This is a genomic window from Sandarakinorhabdus sp. DWP1-3-1, assembly GCF_049896705.1.
GTDB lineage: Bacteria > Pseudomonadota > Alphaproteobacteria > Sphingomonadales > Sphingomonadaceae > Sandarakinorhabdus.
This window is the reverse complement of record NZ_JAFCUV010000001.1, coordinates 1,690,244-1,708,389: the sequence shown is the minus strand read 5'-3', so window position 1 is coordinate 1,708,389 and position 18,146 is coordinate 1,690,244. Positions and strand designations below refer to the sequence as shown.

Sequence of the window (18,146 nt, the reverse complement as noted above, 5' to 3'; positions counted from 1 at the left end):
ATACTGTGCCGGGGCGAGGCAGCAGGCGAGCCGGCCCGGGGGTATCGCGCCTTGAACGACGCAACGGGGCAATCCTGGGATCCGCGCAGCTGGGTGGCGGATTGGCAGCCAGGTGGCGGCGGCGCGCCGGCAGCATTGGCGCGGCCGGCATCGACCCCGTCGGCATCGGCGCGGGCATGGCGCGCCGGCGATCGCCGCATGCCGCTGGCCTTCGGTGCCGCTGCGGCGGTGCTGGCGATCGGCGCGCTGACGGCGCATTTTTCGCGGCAGGATGGCGGCGTGACGACCGCGGCGCCCGAAGCCGGCGGCGTGACGGCGGCGGCGCCGCAGGGCCCGGCGCAGATCAAGCGGACGCTGGTGTTGTCGGGGGTCGGCGACCTTGGCGAGACATTGCAGGCCAGCGGGTTGACGACCGCGGATGCCGAGGCGGCGGCGGCAGCGGCCCGGCCGTCGCTGGCGCCGGACGGGGAGATCCGGGCGATACTGACGCTGGAAAAGGCCGACGACGGCACGCGGCTGGTCCGGCTCGATGCCTCCAACCCCGACAGCTCGGGCGTCGTCGTGTCGCCGGTGGCACCGGGCGTTTTCACGGCGTCGAAGGTGGCGGCGCTGCTGACCGCCAGGATCATAGTGCGGCGCGGCACCATGGATGCCGACAGCTTTTACTCCTCGGCGGTCGCCGCCGGCGTCATCGACAGCCTGATTCCGGTCTTTGCCAAGGCGCTGGCCTTCGATTTCGATTTTCAGCGCGAAGTCCGCGCCGGCGATGCCTTCGAAGCGGCCTTTTCGCAGCCGGTCGATTCGGCGGGTAATCCGGTCGGCGCGCCGACCTTGCTGTATGCGGCGCTGTCGACCGCCACCAAATCGGCGGCGGTCTATCGTTTCGCCGTCGACGGCGGTGCACCGGAATGGTTCGACGGCAGCGGGCGCAGCATCGTTCGGGCACTGATGCGGACGCCGGTCGATGGCGCGAGGGTATCATCGAAATTCGGGTTCCGCATCCACCCGGTGCTGGGCTTTGCCAAGCTGCATCGCGGCACTGATTTCGCGGCGCCGACCGGCACGCCGATCTATGCCTCGGGCAACGGCGTCGTCACCTGGTCGGGCATGAAGGGCGCCAACGGCAACCTCGTCATCCTGCGCCACGACAATGGCTGGCAGACCTATTACCTGCACCAGAATCGCATTTTGCCGCAGATCAGCGTCGGTTCCCGGGTCGGGCAGGGGCAGCAGATCGGCGAGGTCGGCACCACCGGCCGATCGACGGGGCCGCACCTGCACTATGAAGTTCATGTCGATAACGAGCCGGTCGATCCGCTGAGCATTCGTACCGAAGGCGGCCGCATCCTGAGCGGTGAGGCCCTGATCGCGTTCGGCAAGGAGCGCGACCGGATCGATGTCAGCCGGGCGGGAGCGAGCTAGTCCGCCGCGCGTCCGCGCCAGGCAACTGCGGGGATGGCCAGCGCCACCAGGGCGAAGGTCATGGCGAGGCTGGCGTTGAGGCCTTCCGGCGAGCCGCCCCAGAGCACCGGGCCGGCGATGTCGATGTCGTGGATGGCGCCGAAGCTGCCGCCGCCGGGATTGGGGACAAGGCCGAGGCCGATGCTTTCGGCCCAGTTCCAGCCGAAATGCGCCGCGATCGACAGCATGATGCCGCCGCTGCGTTGCGCCAGCAGGCCGAACAGCAACCCGCCGAGCACCAGATTGACGATGGTCAGCAGCGACCGGTCGCCGCCGACCATGTGCAGGATCGAGAAAGCCGCAGCGGTGACCAGCAGCCCGGCGAGATCGCCCCAGGCGCGCGACAGCACCGGTTGCAGCCAGCCGCGGAAATAGATTTCTTCGACACCGGCCTGGAACAGGATCAGCAGCGTGCCGGCGAGCAGCGCGCCGGCGCCGGCGGCGCTCGTGCCGGGCAGCACCGGCGCGGCCAGGGCCGCCAGCCCGGCCGCCGCCAGCAGGCCGCCGACACCGCCGGCGAGGCCGATGCCGGCCATCGTCGCCACCGCCGGGCCGGCCAGTTGCCCCCAAGCCTTTTCGAGGGTCAGGCCGACCGCCGCGACGGCGAGCAGCGCGCCGAAGATGATCAGCGTGAAGACGGTTTCCTGCACAGCGGCGCTGGCGGCGGCGACGCCGGTGGCGGTCGCCAGCGCCTCGAACAGCCATTGCCCCATCGGCACGATCGCGGCGGCGGCGGCGGTGGCGACGACCAGCGTGACCGCCGGCCGGACATGCGCCGAGCCCCCGGCGATCCCGGCGCCTGCCGCCATCAGTTCGCCGACATGGCGGTGGCGACCGGGCCCGACAGCATCGATTTGCTGCCATCACCGACGAGGAAATAGGCACCCCAGAAATAGGGGTGGGAGACATTGGCCTGGGCGATGACCCCGCGCTGGGCGTCGCGCAGGGCAGCGCCGATCGTCTGATTGCGCCCGGATCGGTAGAAATCGGCGATCAGGTTCTCGGTCTGCACCGACGCCGGCACCTGCCAATAGGTGGCGATGACGGCGCGGGCATTGGCGGTGATGAAGGCGCGGACGAGGCCATCGAGCGTGGCCGCCGATTCGTCCTGGCCCGACAGGCGGCCGCCGACGCCGGATACGCCACTGGCCGTCTCGCAGGCCGACAGCACGACGAGATTGGCGTCGAGATCGAGCGCCGCGACTTCCGACAGGCTGAGCAGGCCGTCGGAAACCGGGCCGCCGGCGATGGGCGGTGCCAGCGTCGTCACCAGCGACGGCGGGATGCGGGTGCATTCGCCGGTGCGCGTCTCGGGTACGCCATGGGTAGCGAAGTGGACGACCTGGAACTTGCGGTAATCGCCGCGCGCGCTGTTCGCCAGCACGGCGACATCGCTGAAATCCTCGCGGGTCACCTCGGGCGCGCCGGGAAAGCCGAGCGCCGCCGCAGCGACGCCGAGCTCATGGGCGCTGACCGGCTTGTTGGCGTTCATGACCTCGGCGAGTGCCGCATAGCCGATGTCGCAGCCGGTGCCGACCGCGATGCGGGCGTTGGCGGGCACCTGCGCCAGCCGCGCCGGGGCGTTCTCGCCGAAACCGATGAACGGCCTTGGCGCCGTGGAGGCGGGCAGGTTGCGGGTGATCAGGAAGGATCGCGGCGACAGGGCATTCGAGACTTCGGTGCCGGCACCGAGGAAGGCGACCGCGCTGTAGTCATTGGGCCGCGATGCCTTGGTGGCGAGGTACCGCTTGACGCTGTCGATGGTGGTGACGAGCACGCCCGCCGGCAGGTTTTCCAGCGGCCCGGACGGATCGACGACGATGGCCTTGGCGGTTGCCAGCGTCGCTTCGGCGGGGCCGGCGATCAGGCGGAACAGCGCGTAGGAGGCGCCGACATCGAAGAACGGCAGGCGGCCGCTGTCGTCGCGGATCGACGCGCGCACCCGGCGGGCGATGCGGTCGACATCGGCGGCCGGCGCGTCGAGCGCATAGATGAAGCTTTTGTCGCGACCGATCACCATCGCATAGGCGCGGCTGCGCAGGCGCGTCACCTTCAGATAATATTCGCCGGAACGCAGCACGGCGCGCACATCCTCGATCGTCGTCGGCTGGTCGTCGACGGCGCGAAAGCGCGGATCGGCGGCGAGCGCGGCATTGGCCTCGAGCAGGGCGGCCTCGGCGGCGCTGCGATCGGCCTCCAGCCGGGCACGGCCGGCGGCATCGGCCGGGTCGAGCGCGGCGATCTCATAGCGCAGGCGGATGATCTGGCGCTCGATTTCGGCGCGGTCCCGGGCCTTTGCCCCGAGCGCGCTGTTGGATGTGACGATGGTCTGCAATTGCGCGACCTGGCGCGCGATGGCGGGTTCGCCGACCGCCTGGACGGCGCGGAAGAACCGCTGTTCGAGGTCGGCCGACGGCGCCTTGGCATGCAGCCGCGACAGCAGGTCGAGATAGGCTTCCATCGACGGCTGGACGATCCCGCCGGCGGCGCCGGACCGGATCAGCGAATCGACCGCGACGTCATATTCCTTCAGCACATCGGCATCGGCGATGCCGGGCGTGCGGGCGCGCAGGCTGGCACGTTCGAGCTGGGTTTCGGCGATCAGCGGCCCGGCGGCAAAGCTGACTTCGCCGCGGATGCGCGTGGCGACGTCGCTCTGCAATGGGCACGTCTTGCCGGGGATGTCGCGATCGCCCTGCAGCGTTGCGAGGGCGCAATCGAAATCATCGACGGCATCGCCGGCGCGACCGTCGCGTGCGGCGATACGGCCATATTGGCGCAGGATGCGCGACTTCAGCGCGGCGACGGCTTCGGGGCTGACGCTGCGTTGCAACTGGCCGACATAGGGCACGGTTTCATCGAGCGCGGCCCGGCTGCGGGTGGTTTCGCCGATCGCGAGATAGGCGACGCTGCGTGCCCAGTTGCGCTGTGCCTCGACGAGCAGCCGCGACAATTGCCGGCTGTCGGTCGACGACAGCGACGCCGCCGCGCCATCGGTGGCGGGCTGGTTCAGCGCGCTGAGCACCGCCGGGTCGGTGAGCGGCTGCTGGGCGAGGCCGGTGTCGCTGAGCGCGGTGATCGCTGCCGGCCAGTCGCGGCGATTGATGAGGTCGAGGCCGCGATAGGTCGCTGTCTTGCTTTGCAGGAAGGCGGCGCGGTCGAGGTCGGTGGCGCCCTTCAACAGCGTCGCCGCCTCGGCGAAATGTTCGTCGGCGGCGTCGAACTGGCTGATGTTGGAATCGGCCAGCGCCGCCTCCAGCTGCAATTCGGCCCGGGTCAGCGGTGCGGCGCCGGGGGGCAGCCGGCTGATCGCGTCGTTGAGCAGGCGCGATGCCTCCACATAGAGGCCGCGATAGTTGAGCGCGATGCCGCCCTGCAGCGCCGCCGCGGCGTCCAGTCGATCCTTGTCCTGCGTCGCGCGCTCCCGGTCCGGGGTGCCGGTCGGCGCCGGCAGTGCCGCCGTGTCGATCGAGCTGCCGATGGCGGCGTCGCGACTGGTCGGCGGCGCGGCGCGGCCGGCAAGCACGCGCAGCGCAACCTCCAGGGGCCCCAGCGCGGTGGCGACCGCGGCGCCGACATAGCGGTAGTTGCCGAGGCGGAAGCGGACCGACGTCACCGGCAGGCCGAGTGCCGGATCGAAGCAGGCCCGCGCCTCGACGGCGCCGATGCCGTTCATCTGCCGGGTGGCAGGGGCGCCGCACAGCGCCGCATCGGGGGCCGGCGCGGCGCCGGGAAAGGCGTAGACGATGCCCTGGCGCCGGCTGGCGGCGACGCCGCGGCAGGTGATGGCAAAGGCCCGCGCGAAGGGATCGGGGGCGCCGGGATCGTTCCAGCTGCGCGACGCAGTGCAGGGTTCGCCATTGGCATCGCGGCCGGTGATGAAGCCGTCGGGCAACGGCGCGCGTGCCGTGGCGGGCACGGTCAGTCCCAGGGTGGCGACCAGGGCGGCGAAAGCGGCGCGGGTCACGATCATTTCCGGGTTCCCTCGTCGGTGCAGCCGCTTCGATCGTCCGCCGTGCACACCGGTGGGTCGTTGGCCGGAATATCGATGCCGGCGATGTCGGAGAACAGCGCCTCGTTGCTGGTGCCGACCAGCGGATCGAACGGCAGCGCGAGATTGTCGCTGACCCGGAAGATTTCGGACTTGCTGTCGAACAGCACCAGCACCGGCTGGGCCAGCGACGCCGACAGGCAGCCGCCGCCCGACGAGCCGATCAGGCAGCCATTGGCGCGGGCATTGGCGCGGCTGACCGGGCCGGCAAGGGTGATGCCGTCGGGGCCGAGCAGCGAGGTGCCGGCGCCGTTGATGCCGTTGATGGTGCCGAAGATCGCAAAGGCATTGGGCACGGCCGCGGCGCTGGCGGTGATGGTCAATGCCGGCGGGTTGCCGCCCGCCCCCAGCGCGCCGAGGATGGCGCCGGCGTTGAGGCCGGCGGGGCCGCTGTTCTGGAACAGCGCGAACTGGCCATAGTTCACCGCCATCGCGCGGGCACTGATCACCAGCGTGTCGACATAAGGCGCCTGGCCGCCGAGGCTGCCAGTATAGAGCGCCGAATTGGCCTGCGACACGAAGCGGGCGGCGACATCGGCGGCGCCGACCGTCGCGGCACCCGGCGCGACACCGATGGCGGCGAGCAGATTGGCATCATAGCCGACGCCGATGCGATCGCCGTTGAGCGTGAGGATGGCGCCGTCGGTGAGCAGCCGGCCGCCGTCGCTAGCCGTTGTCGCGATGCGGATGACGCTGGCCTTGCCGTCGGCGCTGCCGTCACCGCCGAGCGTGAAGACGCGGGCGGGCGCGGAGCCCGTGGCAACCATGCGGCCGAGCACGTCGATGCGGCCGAGCGTGCGCAGGCTGAAGGTGCCGGATCCGCTGGCCGTCGCGATCGGCAGCGCGCCGACGACGATGTTGCGGCTGCGGCCATCGATGACCAGCGCGACGGTTTCCAGCCGGGCGACTTCGGCGCTCGACAGGTCGAAACGGGCGGTCGGCACGGCGCCGAACTCGGTGTCGTTGCCCGCCGGCGTGTCGCCGATGCGGACGGGGCCGGCGCCGCTGTCGACCAGCCTGATCTGCGCGGCGCGGATGGTGCCGCCGATGCCGGCATCGGCGCCGGTCAGCGTGACGTTGCGACCGGTGGCGGTGATGGCGCCGACATCGACTGCGCCGGTCGCCGACATGGCGATATCGTTGCCGGCGCTGACGCTGCTGCCGCTGCCGAGGCCGATGCGGCCCTCGCTGCCGAGCGCCGTCAGCGTCAGCGTGCGCCCGGCACCCGATGCGAGGGCAAGGCGGCTGCCGCCGGTGATGGCGCCGGTGCGCGCGGTGATCGCGACGGTGCCCGTTGCCGACTGGGTCGCTGTACCGGCGGCGGCGAGCGCCACGCTGGCCGCGGTCAGCGACAGGTCGCCGCCGATCGTGGCCGCGCGTTGCACCGCCGCCGCGCCGGATGCCGTCAGCGTGGCGTTGCCGCCGCTCGCGATGGTGCCGAGGACGAGGTTGCCGTTGGTCGCGGCGAGCGTCAGCGTGCCGCCGGCGGTGGTGCTGTCGCTGGCGATGCCGGCCGCCGTGGCGGTGATCGGCCCGTCGGCGCGCAAGGTCGTCGCGGTGATGTCGCCGGCGGCGGTCAGCGCCATCCGCCCGGCGCCGGCAAGGCTGCCGATGGCCAGGCTGGTGCCGGCAGCGAGGGTGGCGTCGCCGCCGCTGCTGGCGGTGCCGAGCCGGGTGCCGAGGCTGCTCGTCGTCGCGAGCACGCCGCGTGCGGTCAGGTCGGCGATGTCGATGGCGCCGCCGGTGACGGTGACGTCGCCGCCGACGAGTGTCGTGCCGATGACGGTGCCGGCGTCGAGGACGACATTGCCGGCGCTGCTCGTCATGCTGCCGAAATCGAGGCTGGGCGCGGCGGTGACGGCAATGTCGCCGGTGGTCGCGACGATTGTCAGCGTGGCGGCCGCCGTGCTGTCGGCGGTCAGGCTGGCGGCGGTGATGCTGCCGGCGGTGATGCCCGCCGCGGTCAGCGTGGTGGCACCGGCGCTGGCCAGCGTGCCGGCCGTGATGGCCCCGGCCGCGGTGGCGGTGAGCGTGCCCGCGCTGCTTGTCGCCGTGCCGATGGCGATGCCGCCCGCCGAGGTGACGGCAATGTCGCCATCGCTGCGCAAGCGGTCGATCGCGGCGCCGAGCGCGCCGGCGCCGGCGGTGAAGGCGCCGACATCGGCATCGCCGATGGTGATCTGGTCGGCAGCGACCGTCATCGGCCCGCCGGCGACGACGGTGTCGAACTGGGCGAGCGTGCCGGCGCTGGCATCGATGAAGCCGACAGCGCGGGTGTCGCTGGCGACGATGCTGCCGCCGGCGACGAGCGTGAGCGTGCCGCCGCTGGCAAGGCTGCCGCTGGCGATGCTGCCGGCGGCGTCGAGGCTGGTGTCGCCGCCGGCCGTGGCGGTGCTGCTGCCGATATCGCCGCTGGTCGCCGCCAGCGCCAGCGTGGTGCCGGCAGTGGTCGTGTCGAGGACGAGGCTGCTGCCGGTGCCGGCGATGCTGCCGGTCGCGGTCGTGGTGCCGCCGGTGACGGTGCCGCCGGCGACATAGCCGATGTCGGCGCCGCTGGTCAGGCCGCCGAAATCGAGCGTCGTGCCGGCCACCAGCGTCATGGTGCCGCCGGCCGTCCCGCTGCCGATCGCGGTGGCGCCGCCGGTCGTCGTGGTGAACGTCGTGGCGGCGCTGGCCAGGTCCAGCGCCAGGCTGCCGCTGTCGATGACGAGCGCGGTGCCGGCGGTGGCGCTGGTGCCGGTGGTGGCACCGGCGACCGTCAGCCGGATATCGCCCGCGGTGCTGGCCAGCGTGTCGAAATCGAGGCTGTCGGCGGTGATCACGACATTGCCGCCGGCCGTGCCGTTGCCGAGAGTCGTGGCACCGCTGGAGAAGGCGGTCAGCGTCGTGCCGGCGGTGACGCTGGCGATGTCGATGACGGCGGCATCCAGGTCGACGGCGCCGGCCGCCGCGAGCGTGGTGCCGGTCAGGCGGGTGCCGACCGTCGCGGTGAGGTCGCCGCCGGCGGTGAGGCTGCCGAAATCGAGCGAACTGCCGATGGCGAGCAGCATGTTGCCGCCGGCGCTGCCGCTGCCGATGCTGGCGGCATCGGCGATGGTGGCGGTGAAGTCGCCGCCGGCGGTCGCCGTGGCCAGCGTGAGGCTGCCGCTGTCGATGCTGATGGCGCCGCCGGCATCGAGCCCGGTGCCGGTGGTGGCGCTGGCAACCGTCAGCGCGATGTCGCCGGCGGTGCTGGCGATGGTGTCGAAGGCCAGGCTGGCCGCGGTGATCGTCGTGTCGCCGCCGCTGGTGGCACTGCCGAGCGTGGTGGCGCCGCTGCTGGTCGCGACGAGGCTGGTGCCGGCGGACAGCGTGGCGATGGCGATCGTCGCCGCGTCGAGCGCGACGGCGCCGGCGGCAATGAGGGTGGTTCCGGCCAGCGACGTCCCTGCGGAGGCGTTGATGTCAGCGCCGCTGGTCAGGCTGCCGAAATCGAGGCTGGTGCCGGCAGCGAACGTCATGTTGCCGCCGGCGGTGCCGGTGGTGATGCGGGTGGCGCCGCCGGTGGTGGTGGCAAGGGTCGTGCCGGCGCCGACGAGGTCGAGCGCCAGGCTGCCGCTGTCGATGGTGATCGCGGTCGCGGCATCGAGTGTCGTGCCGGTGGTGGCGTTGATGACGGTGATCTGGACGGCGCCGCCGCTGGTCAGGGTGCCGAAATCGAGGCTGTCGGCGGTGATGGTGGTGTTGTCGCCGCTGGTGGCGGTGCCGAGGACGGTGGCGCCGGTGCTGGCGATGGCGACCGTCGTCGCGGCGGTCAGCGAGCCGAGGTCGAGGCTGCCGGCGGTAATCGCGACGGCGGCCCCGGAAGCGAGATCGTTGCCGGTCATCGCGGCGCCGACGGTGGCCTGGAAGTCGCCGCCGCTGGCAAGTCGGTCGAAATCGAGCGCGCCGCCGGCCGTGATCGTCATCGTGCCGCCGGCGGTGGCGGTGCCGAAGCGGGTGGCGGCGGTGCTGGTCGAGGCGAGGGTGGTGCCCGCGGTCAGCGTTTCGACGTCGATACTGTCCGCGGCGAGGATGATCGCGGTCGCCGCATCGACGCTGGTGCCGGCCAGCGTGCCGCCGGCGCTGGCCTGGATGCCGCCGGCGCTGCTGGTCAGGCTGCCGAAATCGAGCGTCGTGACGGCGGCGAGCGTCATCGCGCCGACCGATGTGGCGGTGGTGATGCTGGTGGCGCCGCTCGTCGTGCTGGCAAAGGTGGTGCCCGCGGTGCCGAGGCCGAGCACCAGGCTGCCGCTGTCGATGATAACAGCGGTGCCGGCGGTGAGCGTGGTGCCGGTCGTGGCGCCGGCGACATCGAGCGTGACGCTGCCGCCGGTGCTGGCCACCGTTTCGAAATCGAGGCTGGCGGCGGTGACGGAAGCGTTGCCGCCGCTGGTGGCGCTGCCGACCTGCGTCGCGCCGCCGCTGGTGGTGGTAAGGGTGGTACCGGCGTCGATCGTCGCGATGTCGATGCTTGTGGCGCCGATGGAAACGGCGTTGGCGGCATCGAGGGACGTACCGGTGACATCGCCGGCGGTGATGGCGATGCTGCCACCGGTGCTGGCGAGGGTGGCGAACGTCAGCGTGCCGGCGTTGATGGTGGCATTGCCGCCCGCCGTGGCGCTGCCCAACTGCGTCAGTCCGGTGCTGATCGTGGTCAGCGTCGTGCCCGCGGTTAGCGTCGCGATCTCGATGGTGCCGCTGTCGATCAGAACCGAGGTGTCGGCGGTGAGGGTGGTGCCGAGGGTGGCGCCGGCGACATCGATGGCGATCCCGCCGCCGGTGCTGACGAGGGTGCCGAAGCCGAGGCTGGCCGCCGTCACCGAGGCGTTGCCGCCGCTGCTGGCGTCGCCGAAGACGGTCGCGCCGCTGCTGGTGGTGGTGAGCGTCGTGCCGGCGTCGACCGTCGCGATGTCGATGCCGGTGGCGCCGATGGTAACGGCCTGCGCCGCATCGAGGGTCGTGCCGGCGACGCCGCCGGCGGTGATGGCGACGCTGCCGCCGGTGCTGGCAAGCGTGGTGAAGGCCAGTGTGCCGGCATTGAGCGTGGCATTGCCGCCCGCCGTGGCGCTGCCCAGCTGCGTCAGCCCGGTGCTGGCGGTGGCCAGCGTCGTGCCGGCGGTGAGCGTCGCCACGTCGATGCTGGCGGCGGTGATCGACGCGGCGGTGCCGACGGTGGCGGTGCCGAACCGGGTCGGTCCGGTGCTGGTAGAGGCGAGCGTCGTGCCCGTCGTCAGCGCCGCGATGTCGACCGTGCCGCTGTCGATCACGACCGAGGTGTCGGCAGCAAGGGTGGTGCCCAGGGTGGCGCCGGCGACATCGATGGCGATGCCGCCGTCGGTGCTGGTCAGCGTGTCGAAGCCGAGGCTCGCCGCCGTGATGGCAGCGTTGCCGCCGCTGCTGGTGTCACCGAGCATGGTGGCGCCGCTGCTGGTGGATGTCAGCGTGGTGCCGACGGTGAGGGTCGCGATGTCGATGCTGCCGCTGTCGATGAGGACCGAGGTGTCGGCGGCGAGGGTGGTGCCGGTCGTGGCCCCGGCAACGTCGATGGCGATGCCGCCGCCGGTGCTGGTCAGCGTGCCGAAGGCGAGGCTGGCCGCTGTCAGTGACGCATTGCCGCCGCTGGTGGCGTCGCCGAGGATCGTCGCGCCGGTGCTGGTGGTGGCCAGCGTCGTGCCGGCGTCGAGCGTCGCAATGTCGATGCTGTCGGCGCCGATGGTGACGGCCTGCGCCGCATCGAGCGTCGTGCCGGTCACGTCGCCGGCGGTGATCGCGATGCTGCCGCCGGTGCTGGCGAGGGTGGTGAAGGCCAGCGAGCCGGCGGCGATGGTGGCATCGTCGCCTGCGGTGGCGCTGCCGAAGACGGTCGGCCCGGTGCTGGTGCTGGCGAGAGTCGCGCCGGCATCGAGCGTCGCCACGTCGATGCTGGCGGCATCGAGCGATACCGCGCCGGTGGCGCTCAGCGTCGTGCCCGCGAGCGCGGTCCCGGCCGCGGCGGACAGTGCCGCGCCGCTGGTCAGGCTGCCGAAATCGAGCGTCGTGCCGGCGACCAGCGCCATGGCCTCGCCCGAGCTGCCGGTGGTGATGGCGGTCGCACCTGTCGTGGTGGCGGCGAATGTCGTGCCGGCGGTGGCGAGGCCGAGCGCCAGGCTGCCGCTGTCGATCAGCAGCGCCGTGTCGGCCGCCAGCGTGTCGCCGATCGTCGCGCCGCCGACGGTGAGGCTGATCCCGGCGCCGGTGCTCGCCAGGCTGTCGAACGCCAGCGATCCGGCATTGACCGTCACGGCGCCGACGGCGCTGGCGGTCGTCAGCTGGGCAAGGCCGGTGCTGGTGAGGGCCAGCGTGCCGCCGGCGGTGGTGCCTTCGATGTCGAGGCTGGCGCCCGATAGCGCGATATTGCCGAATGCCGTCGCGGTGCCGCCGGTGATCGAACTGCCGGCGGTCAGGCTGATGTTGCCTGAAGTGCTTTCCAGGCTGTCATAGACGATCGTCGTGCCGGCGGTGGCGGTGATGCTGGCCGCGGTGACGAGAGTGGTGAAGACGGTGGCGCCGCCGGTGACGGTGGCAATGCCGTCGGCGGCGGAGATCGTGCCGATGGCGATGCTGTCGCCGCCGACCGAAACGGCGCCGAACGGTGCCGCCAGCGTGCTGCCGGTCATGGCGCCGGTGGCGAGCAAGGTGGCGTCGCCGCCCAGGCTGGTGATGGTGCCGAAATCGAGCGTCGAGCCGGCGGTGATGTCGATGTTGCCGCCGGCGGTCGCGGTGGTGAACTGGCTGGCGCCGCTGCTGACCGTCGTCAGTGTGGTGCCGGCTGTCGTGGTGCCGATGGCGATGCTGGCAGCGGTGATGTCGATGGCGCCGAGCGTCGCGGTGAGCGTCGTGCCGGTCAGCGCGCCGCCCGCGTTGAGCAGGATGTCACCGGCATCGGCGGTGATCGTGGTGAAATCGAGGCTGGTCCCGGCGGTGGCGGTGATCGCGCCGTCGGCCTGCAGCGACGCGAGCGTGCTGGCGCCGGTGCTGGCGGTGGTGATCGCGGCGGCATCGGCGGCAGTGACGATGATGGTGCCGGCGGCGACGTTCAGCGTGCCGGTGGCGGCCGTCGCGGCGGCGATGCGTGCCAGCGTGCCGGCGGTGACGCCGATGTTGCCCGCCGCCGTCAACGTGCTGCCGGTGCCGCCAAGGCCGGTGACGCTGCCGTCGAGGGCCGTGAGGGCGATGCTGCCGCCATCGGCGGTGCCGACCGCCAGGTTGCCGTTGGCGGCGGTGGGTGCGGCGCCGGTGCCGCGATTGCTGGTGAGCGCGATGGCGCCGCTGGCGGTGGCGCTGCCGATGGTGAGGCTGACCTCGTTCGCCGGGGCCAATTCGCGGGCGAGCAAGGTCATGCCGCCGGCGCCGACAGTGGCGCTGGTGATGTCGAGCTGGCGGCCGGTGATCGTCAGCCCGGTGCTCGCCGCGACGGTGCCGAGCGAGACCAGCCCGCCGCCGGTGCCGGTGGCGGTGATGCCGACGCTGCCGGCGCCGCTGGCGACATCGGCGCGGCCGAAGGTGCCGGGGCCGGTCGACAGCCCGGTGATGTCGCCGGCGGCGGTCAGCACGATGCTGCCGCTGCCGCCGGCACTGCCCAGGCGCAGGTCGCTGCCGGCCGCCAGGCGCGTGCTGGTGGTGCCGCTGCTGGTGCCGACGACGAGGGCGCCGGTCGTTTCCGCGTCGATCGTGGCGGCGCTGATGCTGCCGATGGCGGCACTCGCGCTGCGCGTCGTGATGCCGCCCGCCGCGGTGACGGCACCGGCGCCGGCATTGATCGCCCCCGATGACGCCAGCGCGACGTTACCGGCGGTGCTGGTGATGGCGTTGAAGGTCAGCTGGGCCGGCCGGCCGGCGAGGGTGCTGCCGATCGTCAGGTCGCCGGTGACGGTGATGGTGTCGGCGGTAATGCCGACGGCATTGTCGAGCGCGGTCGCCGCCAGCGCGGCGTCCCAGTTGACCAGCCGTGCCGCCGCGACGTTGCCGAGCAGGATCGGCGACCCCGCGCCCGCCCCGATACGGACGACCGATTGCCGGGCCGGCCCGCCGCGCAGCGTGGTGCCGGTCATGTCGACGCCGGTGCCGGCCCGCAGGATCAGGTCGCCGCCGCCGATGCCGTCGCTGTTCGATGTCAGCACCAGGCCGCTGGTGCCGAGGATGGCGCCGGTCGACACGATGGCGATCTCGGCACCGGCAGCCTGGCTGGCGGCGCCGAGGGTGACGGCCGGGCCGGTGACGCGATAGTCGCGGCCGGCGGTGACGGTGCCGCCGATGGTGACGGCGCTGGCACCGGTGACGAGGATGTCGCGCCCGGCCTGGAGATTGCCGAGCGTCAGCACGCCGCCGACGTCGACGAGCAGGTCGCGGCCCGCCGCGGGGGCGGCAAGGTTGGCGGTGAGGAAGCCGCCGAGGCCGTCGGAGAGCCCGGTCAGCGCGCCGGCGACGGTCAACGACAGGTCGCCGGTGACATTGGTCAGGCTGACGATGCGCGCATTGGTGCTGGTGTCGATCACCAGCGCGCCGGTGGCGCCGGGGTTGGTGTTGACGCTGAAGGCGCCGGAAATGACGAGGTCGCCGGTGGCGCCGGCCTTGGTCAGCGTCGCGCCGTCACCGGTCGTGCCGCCGCCGAGCGTCAGCGCGCCATTGGTCGCCGACAGGGCGAGGGTGGTGCCGATCTCGACGGTGCCGACATCGATGCTGGCGGCGGTGACGCTGGCCGACCGGTCGAGGGCCGCGGCGACGGTGCCGGATACGATGCCGGCGATGGTGGCGCTGGTCGCGGCGGTGGCGGTGACGTTGCCGCCGGCGGTCAGGTCGGCGGCGGTGATGCTGCCGGTGCCGGCGGTGACGCCGACATTGCCGCCGGTGCTGCTCACATCGGCGGCGGCGATGCTGCGGGCGGCGGCGAGCGTCACCGCGCCGGTGGCGCCGAGCAGGCCGGTGGCGGTGATGTCGGTGCCGGCGGCGAGCGTCGTCAGGCTCAGCGTCTGGTCGGTGCCGGTGATGCTGATGGCGCCGGTGGTGATGTTGCCGGCGCTGGTGCTGATATCGAGGCTTTCGACCAGGCTGGTCGTGGTGCCGAGGGTGATCGCCGCATCGTTGGTCAATTGCCCGATGACGGCATGGGCGGCATCGATGCCGCCGAGCTTGCGGGCGCTGACGCCGCCGAGCACCAGCGGCGTGCCGGGGGTGCCGAGGCGGATTCCGACATCCGATTGCCGCGCCGGGCCACCCTGGAGCTGGCTGCTGGCAGCAAAGGCAATGCCGCCGCCGGTGGCATCGAGGACGAGATATTCGCCGCCCGCGCCATTGCTGTTGGCGCGCAGCGTCAGGTTGGCGGCGCCGGTGATGGCGCCGGCGCCGGCGGTGATGTCGACGGTGCCGGCCGCGGCCTGCAACCGGGCGCTGCCGTCGCCGAGGGCCACCGAATCGGCGGTGATGACATAGTCGCCGCCGATGCCGGCGGCACCGGTGACGCTGGCGCTGGTCGCGGCATCGATGCGCAGGTCGCCGCCGGCGGTGCTGCCGCCGATCTGGACGGCGCCGGTGGTGGCGGTCAGCAGGACGTCGCCGGCGCTGGCATTGGCCTGGCCGATCGTGACGCTGGTGCCGGTGACGGTCAGGCCATCGGCACCAGCGAGCGTGGCGGCCGTGACACTGGTCGTCGGCGTGACCGACAGGGTGCCGCCGGCCAATACGCTGCCGCCGGTGAAGCTGCCGCCGGCGACCAGCGTGGCGTTGTTGGTGACGTTCAGCGTACCGGTGACGCGCAGGTCGTCATCGGCATCGATTGTTGCCGAGCGGACGGTGCCGCCGGCAACCTGGATGTCGCCGGTGCTGCTGGTCAGGCTGGCGTTGCCCGTGGCGGCGCCGATGGTGCCGATGGTGATCGTGGTGCCGGTGACGGTGAGGCCGTTGGCGCCGGTCAGATTCGTGGCGGTGACCGTCGTCGCCGGCGTGACCGACAGGGTACCGCCGGCAATGACGCTGCCGCCGGTGAAGCTGCCGCCGGCGACCAGCGTGGCGTTGTTGGTGACGTTCAGTGTGCCGGTGACGCGCAGGTCGCCATCGGCGTCGAACGCTGCCGAGCGGACGGTGCCGCCGGCAACCTGGATATCGCCGGTGCTACTGGTCAGGCTGGCGTTGCCCGTGGCGGCGCCGATCGTACCGATGGTGATCGTCGTGCCGGTGACGGTAAGGCCGTTGGCGCCGGTCAGGTTCGCGGCGTTGACGGTGGTTGCCGGGGTGACCGACAGGGAGCCGCCGGCGATGACGCTGCCGCCGGTGAAGCTGCCGCCGGCCACCAGCGTCGCGTCGTCGGTGACGTCGAGCGTGCCGGTGACGCCGAGGTTGGTGTCCGCATCGAACGCCGCCGAGCGGACGGTACCGCCGGTAACCTGGATGGCGCCGGTGCTGCTGGTCAGGCTCGCGGCGCCATTGGCGGCGCCGATGATGCCCGCGGTGATCGACGTGCCGGTCACGGTCAGCCCGGTGGCGCCGTCGAGGCCGGTGGCGGTGACGCTGCCCGCCGCGGTGATGGTCAGCGATGCGTCGCTGGCGATCGTCGTGGCGTCGACATCGGCGCCGGCGGTGGTGACGATGGTGAGCGCCTCGACGGTACTGACGGCGCCGCCGAACACCAGGTCGGTGCTTGTCGACAGGTTCGACACCACGGTGTGCGCGGCGTTGATCGCACCGAATTCGCGGGCGCTGACGGCGCCGAGCGCCAGTGTCGAGCCGGCCGTGCCGAGCCGGATGCCGACGTCGGACTGCCGCGCCGGGCCGCCCTGCAGCACGCTGGTGGCGGCGAACAGGATATCGCCGCCGGTGGCATCGAGCACCAGCCGGTCGCTGCCGCCGCTGGCATCGCTGTTGGCGCGCAGGGTGAGCAGCCCAGCGCCGGTGATGTCGCCGGCGCTGGTGGTGATGTCGATGTCGCCGCTGGCACTTTGCAGCCGCGCGGCGCCATCGCCGAGCGATACTTCGGTGCCGGTGATGACATAGTCGCCGCCCGCGGTGACAGCGCCGGTGACGCTGGCGCCGGTGGTGGCGTCGAGGGTCAGGCCGCCGCCGACCGTCGTTGCGCTGCCGAGCGCGATCGTCGTCGCGGTGCTGGTCAATTGCGCCGCGCCGGCCGTGGTGCCGACGCTGCCCAGCGTGATCGAACTGCCGCTGGCGGTGACCGCGGTGCCGGTGGCGCTGGTCGCTTGGAGCGCGCCGGTTGCCGTCAACTGGACGGCGCCGTCGCCGCCGATGGTGGTGGCGGTGATGCCGCCGGCGCTGGCGCCGAGGGTAACCGGGCCGGTCGTCGAGGTGACCGCGCCGACGGTGACGGCGGTGCCGCTGCCGGTCACTCCGGTGTTGCCGGCCAGCGAAGCGAGGGTGAGCGCGCCGGCATCGGCGATGACGCTGGCGCTGCCGCCGTTGCTCGACACGGTGCCGAGCGTGATGTCGCCGGCGGTGGTGCGGACGGCGAGCGCGCGCGCGGCCGTCAGGCTTGCCGGCACGGTGCCGCCGATGGCGTCGCCGCTGTTGACGGTGATGCCGCCGCCGACGCCGGTGGCGGTCAGGCTGCCCTGCAGCGTCGTCGAGATCACCCCGGCGGTGGTTGTGTCGGCGGTGATGGTGACCAGCGGATCGACGGGTGCGGTGGCGCCGGCGACGAGGACGACGCCGCGATCGGTGGCGACCGCGGTGGCGGCGGTGACGACGGCATTGATGTCGAGGACGGAATCGATCGCGCTGGCGGCGGCGAACACGACGTTCCTGCCGTTGATGGTGCCGCTGGCGACGATCGGCCCGGCGACCGGGCTGCCCTTGTTGATGGTGACCGACAACGGGCTGCCGGCGGCCATGTTGACGGTGACGTCGGTGGCGGCGACCAGCGCCAGGTCGCCCTTGGCAGTGAGCGTGCCGGCGCTGTCGAGGACGGCGCCGAGCAGCACGAGATTGCCCGGCCCGGTGGCGGTGGCGGTCGACAGCGCCGCGCCGCCGGTGACCTTTACCTCGGTCGTCGACGCCGGTGCCGTGGCATATTGCAGGCTGGTCGATCCGGTGAGGAACAGCGCCTGCTGCGCCGGGTCGAGATCGAGCGTGGAGGCGACCAGCCCCCCGGTGCTGACGCTCGCGTTCGGACCGAACAGCACGCCCGATGTGTTGAGCAGATAGACGTTGATGTTGCTGGCCGCGTTCAGCGTGCCGTTGATGACCGAGCCGGTGCCCGAGATGTCGCGGTTGACGACGGCGATGTTGCCGGTCGGGGTGACGCGCGTGTCGGTGAAACTGGCGGTGTTGCCGGTCGGGACGTTGAAGCCGGTCCAGTTGATGACCGTGGCGTTGGCGTTGAGGTCGACCTTGAGCGACGTCAGCGTCGGGTTGGTGACGACGGCATTGGCGGCGCCGACCTCGGCGCTGATCGCCACGGTGACGGCGTTGCCGGGCCCAGGCAGCACCTGGGCAAGCGCCGGCCGGGCGATCAGCGCGCCGCTGGCGACCAGCGCCGTCGAGGCGATCAGCGTTCGGCGCAGCGCGGGGCCGGCGGGCTGGCGACGCGGCAATTGGCGGCTGGCGATCATGGCGGCGGCTCCAGTGC

Annotated in this window: 4 protein-coding genes; 1 reads left to right on the top strand and 3 read right to left on the bottom strand. The window is 72.4% G+C overall.

Annotation, left to right across the window (positions count from 1 at the left end; translation table 11 throughout):
• The first annotated feature begins 51 nt into the window (after positions 1 to 51).
• On the top strand, positions 52 to 1,422 hold the full coding sequence (locus ACP7AI_RS08285; protein ID WP_426166028.1) for a M23 family metallopeptidase: 1,371 nt from the start codon (positions 52 to 54) through the stop codon (positions 1,420 to 1,422).
• Here ACP7AI_RS08285 and ACP7AI_RS08280 read toward each other — a convergent pair.
• From ACP7AI_RS08280 to ACP7AI_RS08270, 3 genes are read right to left on the bottom strand one after another with little or no spacing between them, the layout of a single operon-like run.
• Positions 1,419 to 2,270, bottom strand: coding sequence for a CPBP family intramembrane glutamic endopeptidase (locus ACP7AI_RS08280; protein ID WP_426166025.1), 852 nt, complete (start codon positions 2,268 to 2,270; stop codon positions 1,419 to 1,421). The genes ACP7AI_RS08285 and ACP7AI_RS08280 overlap by 4 nt on opposite strands.
• Positions 2,270 to 5,434, bottom strand: a complete 3,165-nt coding sequence (locus ACP7AI_RS08275) for a CHAT domain-containing protein (RefSeq protein ID WP_426166023.1) — start codon at positions 5,432 to 5,434, stop codon at positions 2,270 to 2,272. The genes ACP7AI_RS08280 and ACP7AI_RS08275 overlap by 1 nt, the downstream gene beginning before the upstream one ends.
• Positions 5,431 to 18,129 (bottom strand): filamentous hemagglutinin N-terminal domain-containing protein, encoded by a 12,699-nt coding sequence (locus ACP7AI_RS08270; protein ID WP_426166021.1) that lies wholly within the window; start codon positions 18,127 to 18,129, stop codon positions 5,431 to 5,433. The genes ACP7AI_RS08275 and ACP7AI_RS08270 overlap by 4 nt, the downstream gene beginning before the upstream one ends.
• Between the last annotated feature and the right edge of the window lie 17 nt (positions 18,130 to 18,146).

Coding starts and splice junctions, on each gene's coding strand:
- ACP7AI_RS08280 (WP_426166025.1), bottom strand. CDS start 2,270: ATGGCGGCAGGCGCCGGGATCGCCGGGGGCTCGGCGCATGTCCGGCCG.
- ACP7AI_RS08275 (WP_426166023.1), bottom strand. CDS start 5,434: ATGATCGTGACCCGCGCCGCTTTCGCCGCCCTGGTCGCCACCCTGGGA.
- ACP7AI_RS08270 (WP_426166021.1), bottom strand. CDS start 18,129: ATGATCGCCAGCCGCCAATTGCCGCGTCGCCAGCCCGCCGGCCCCGCG.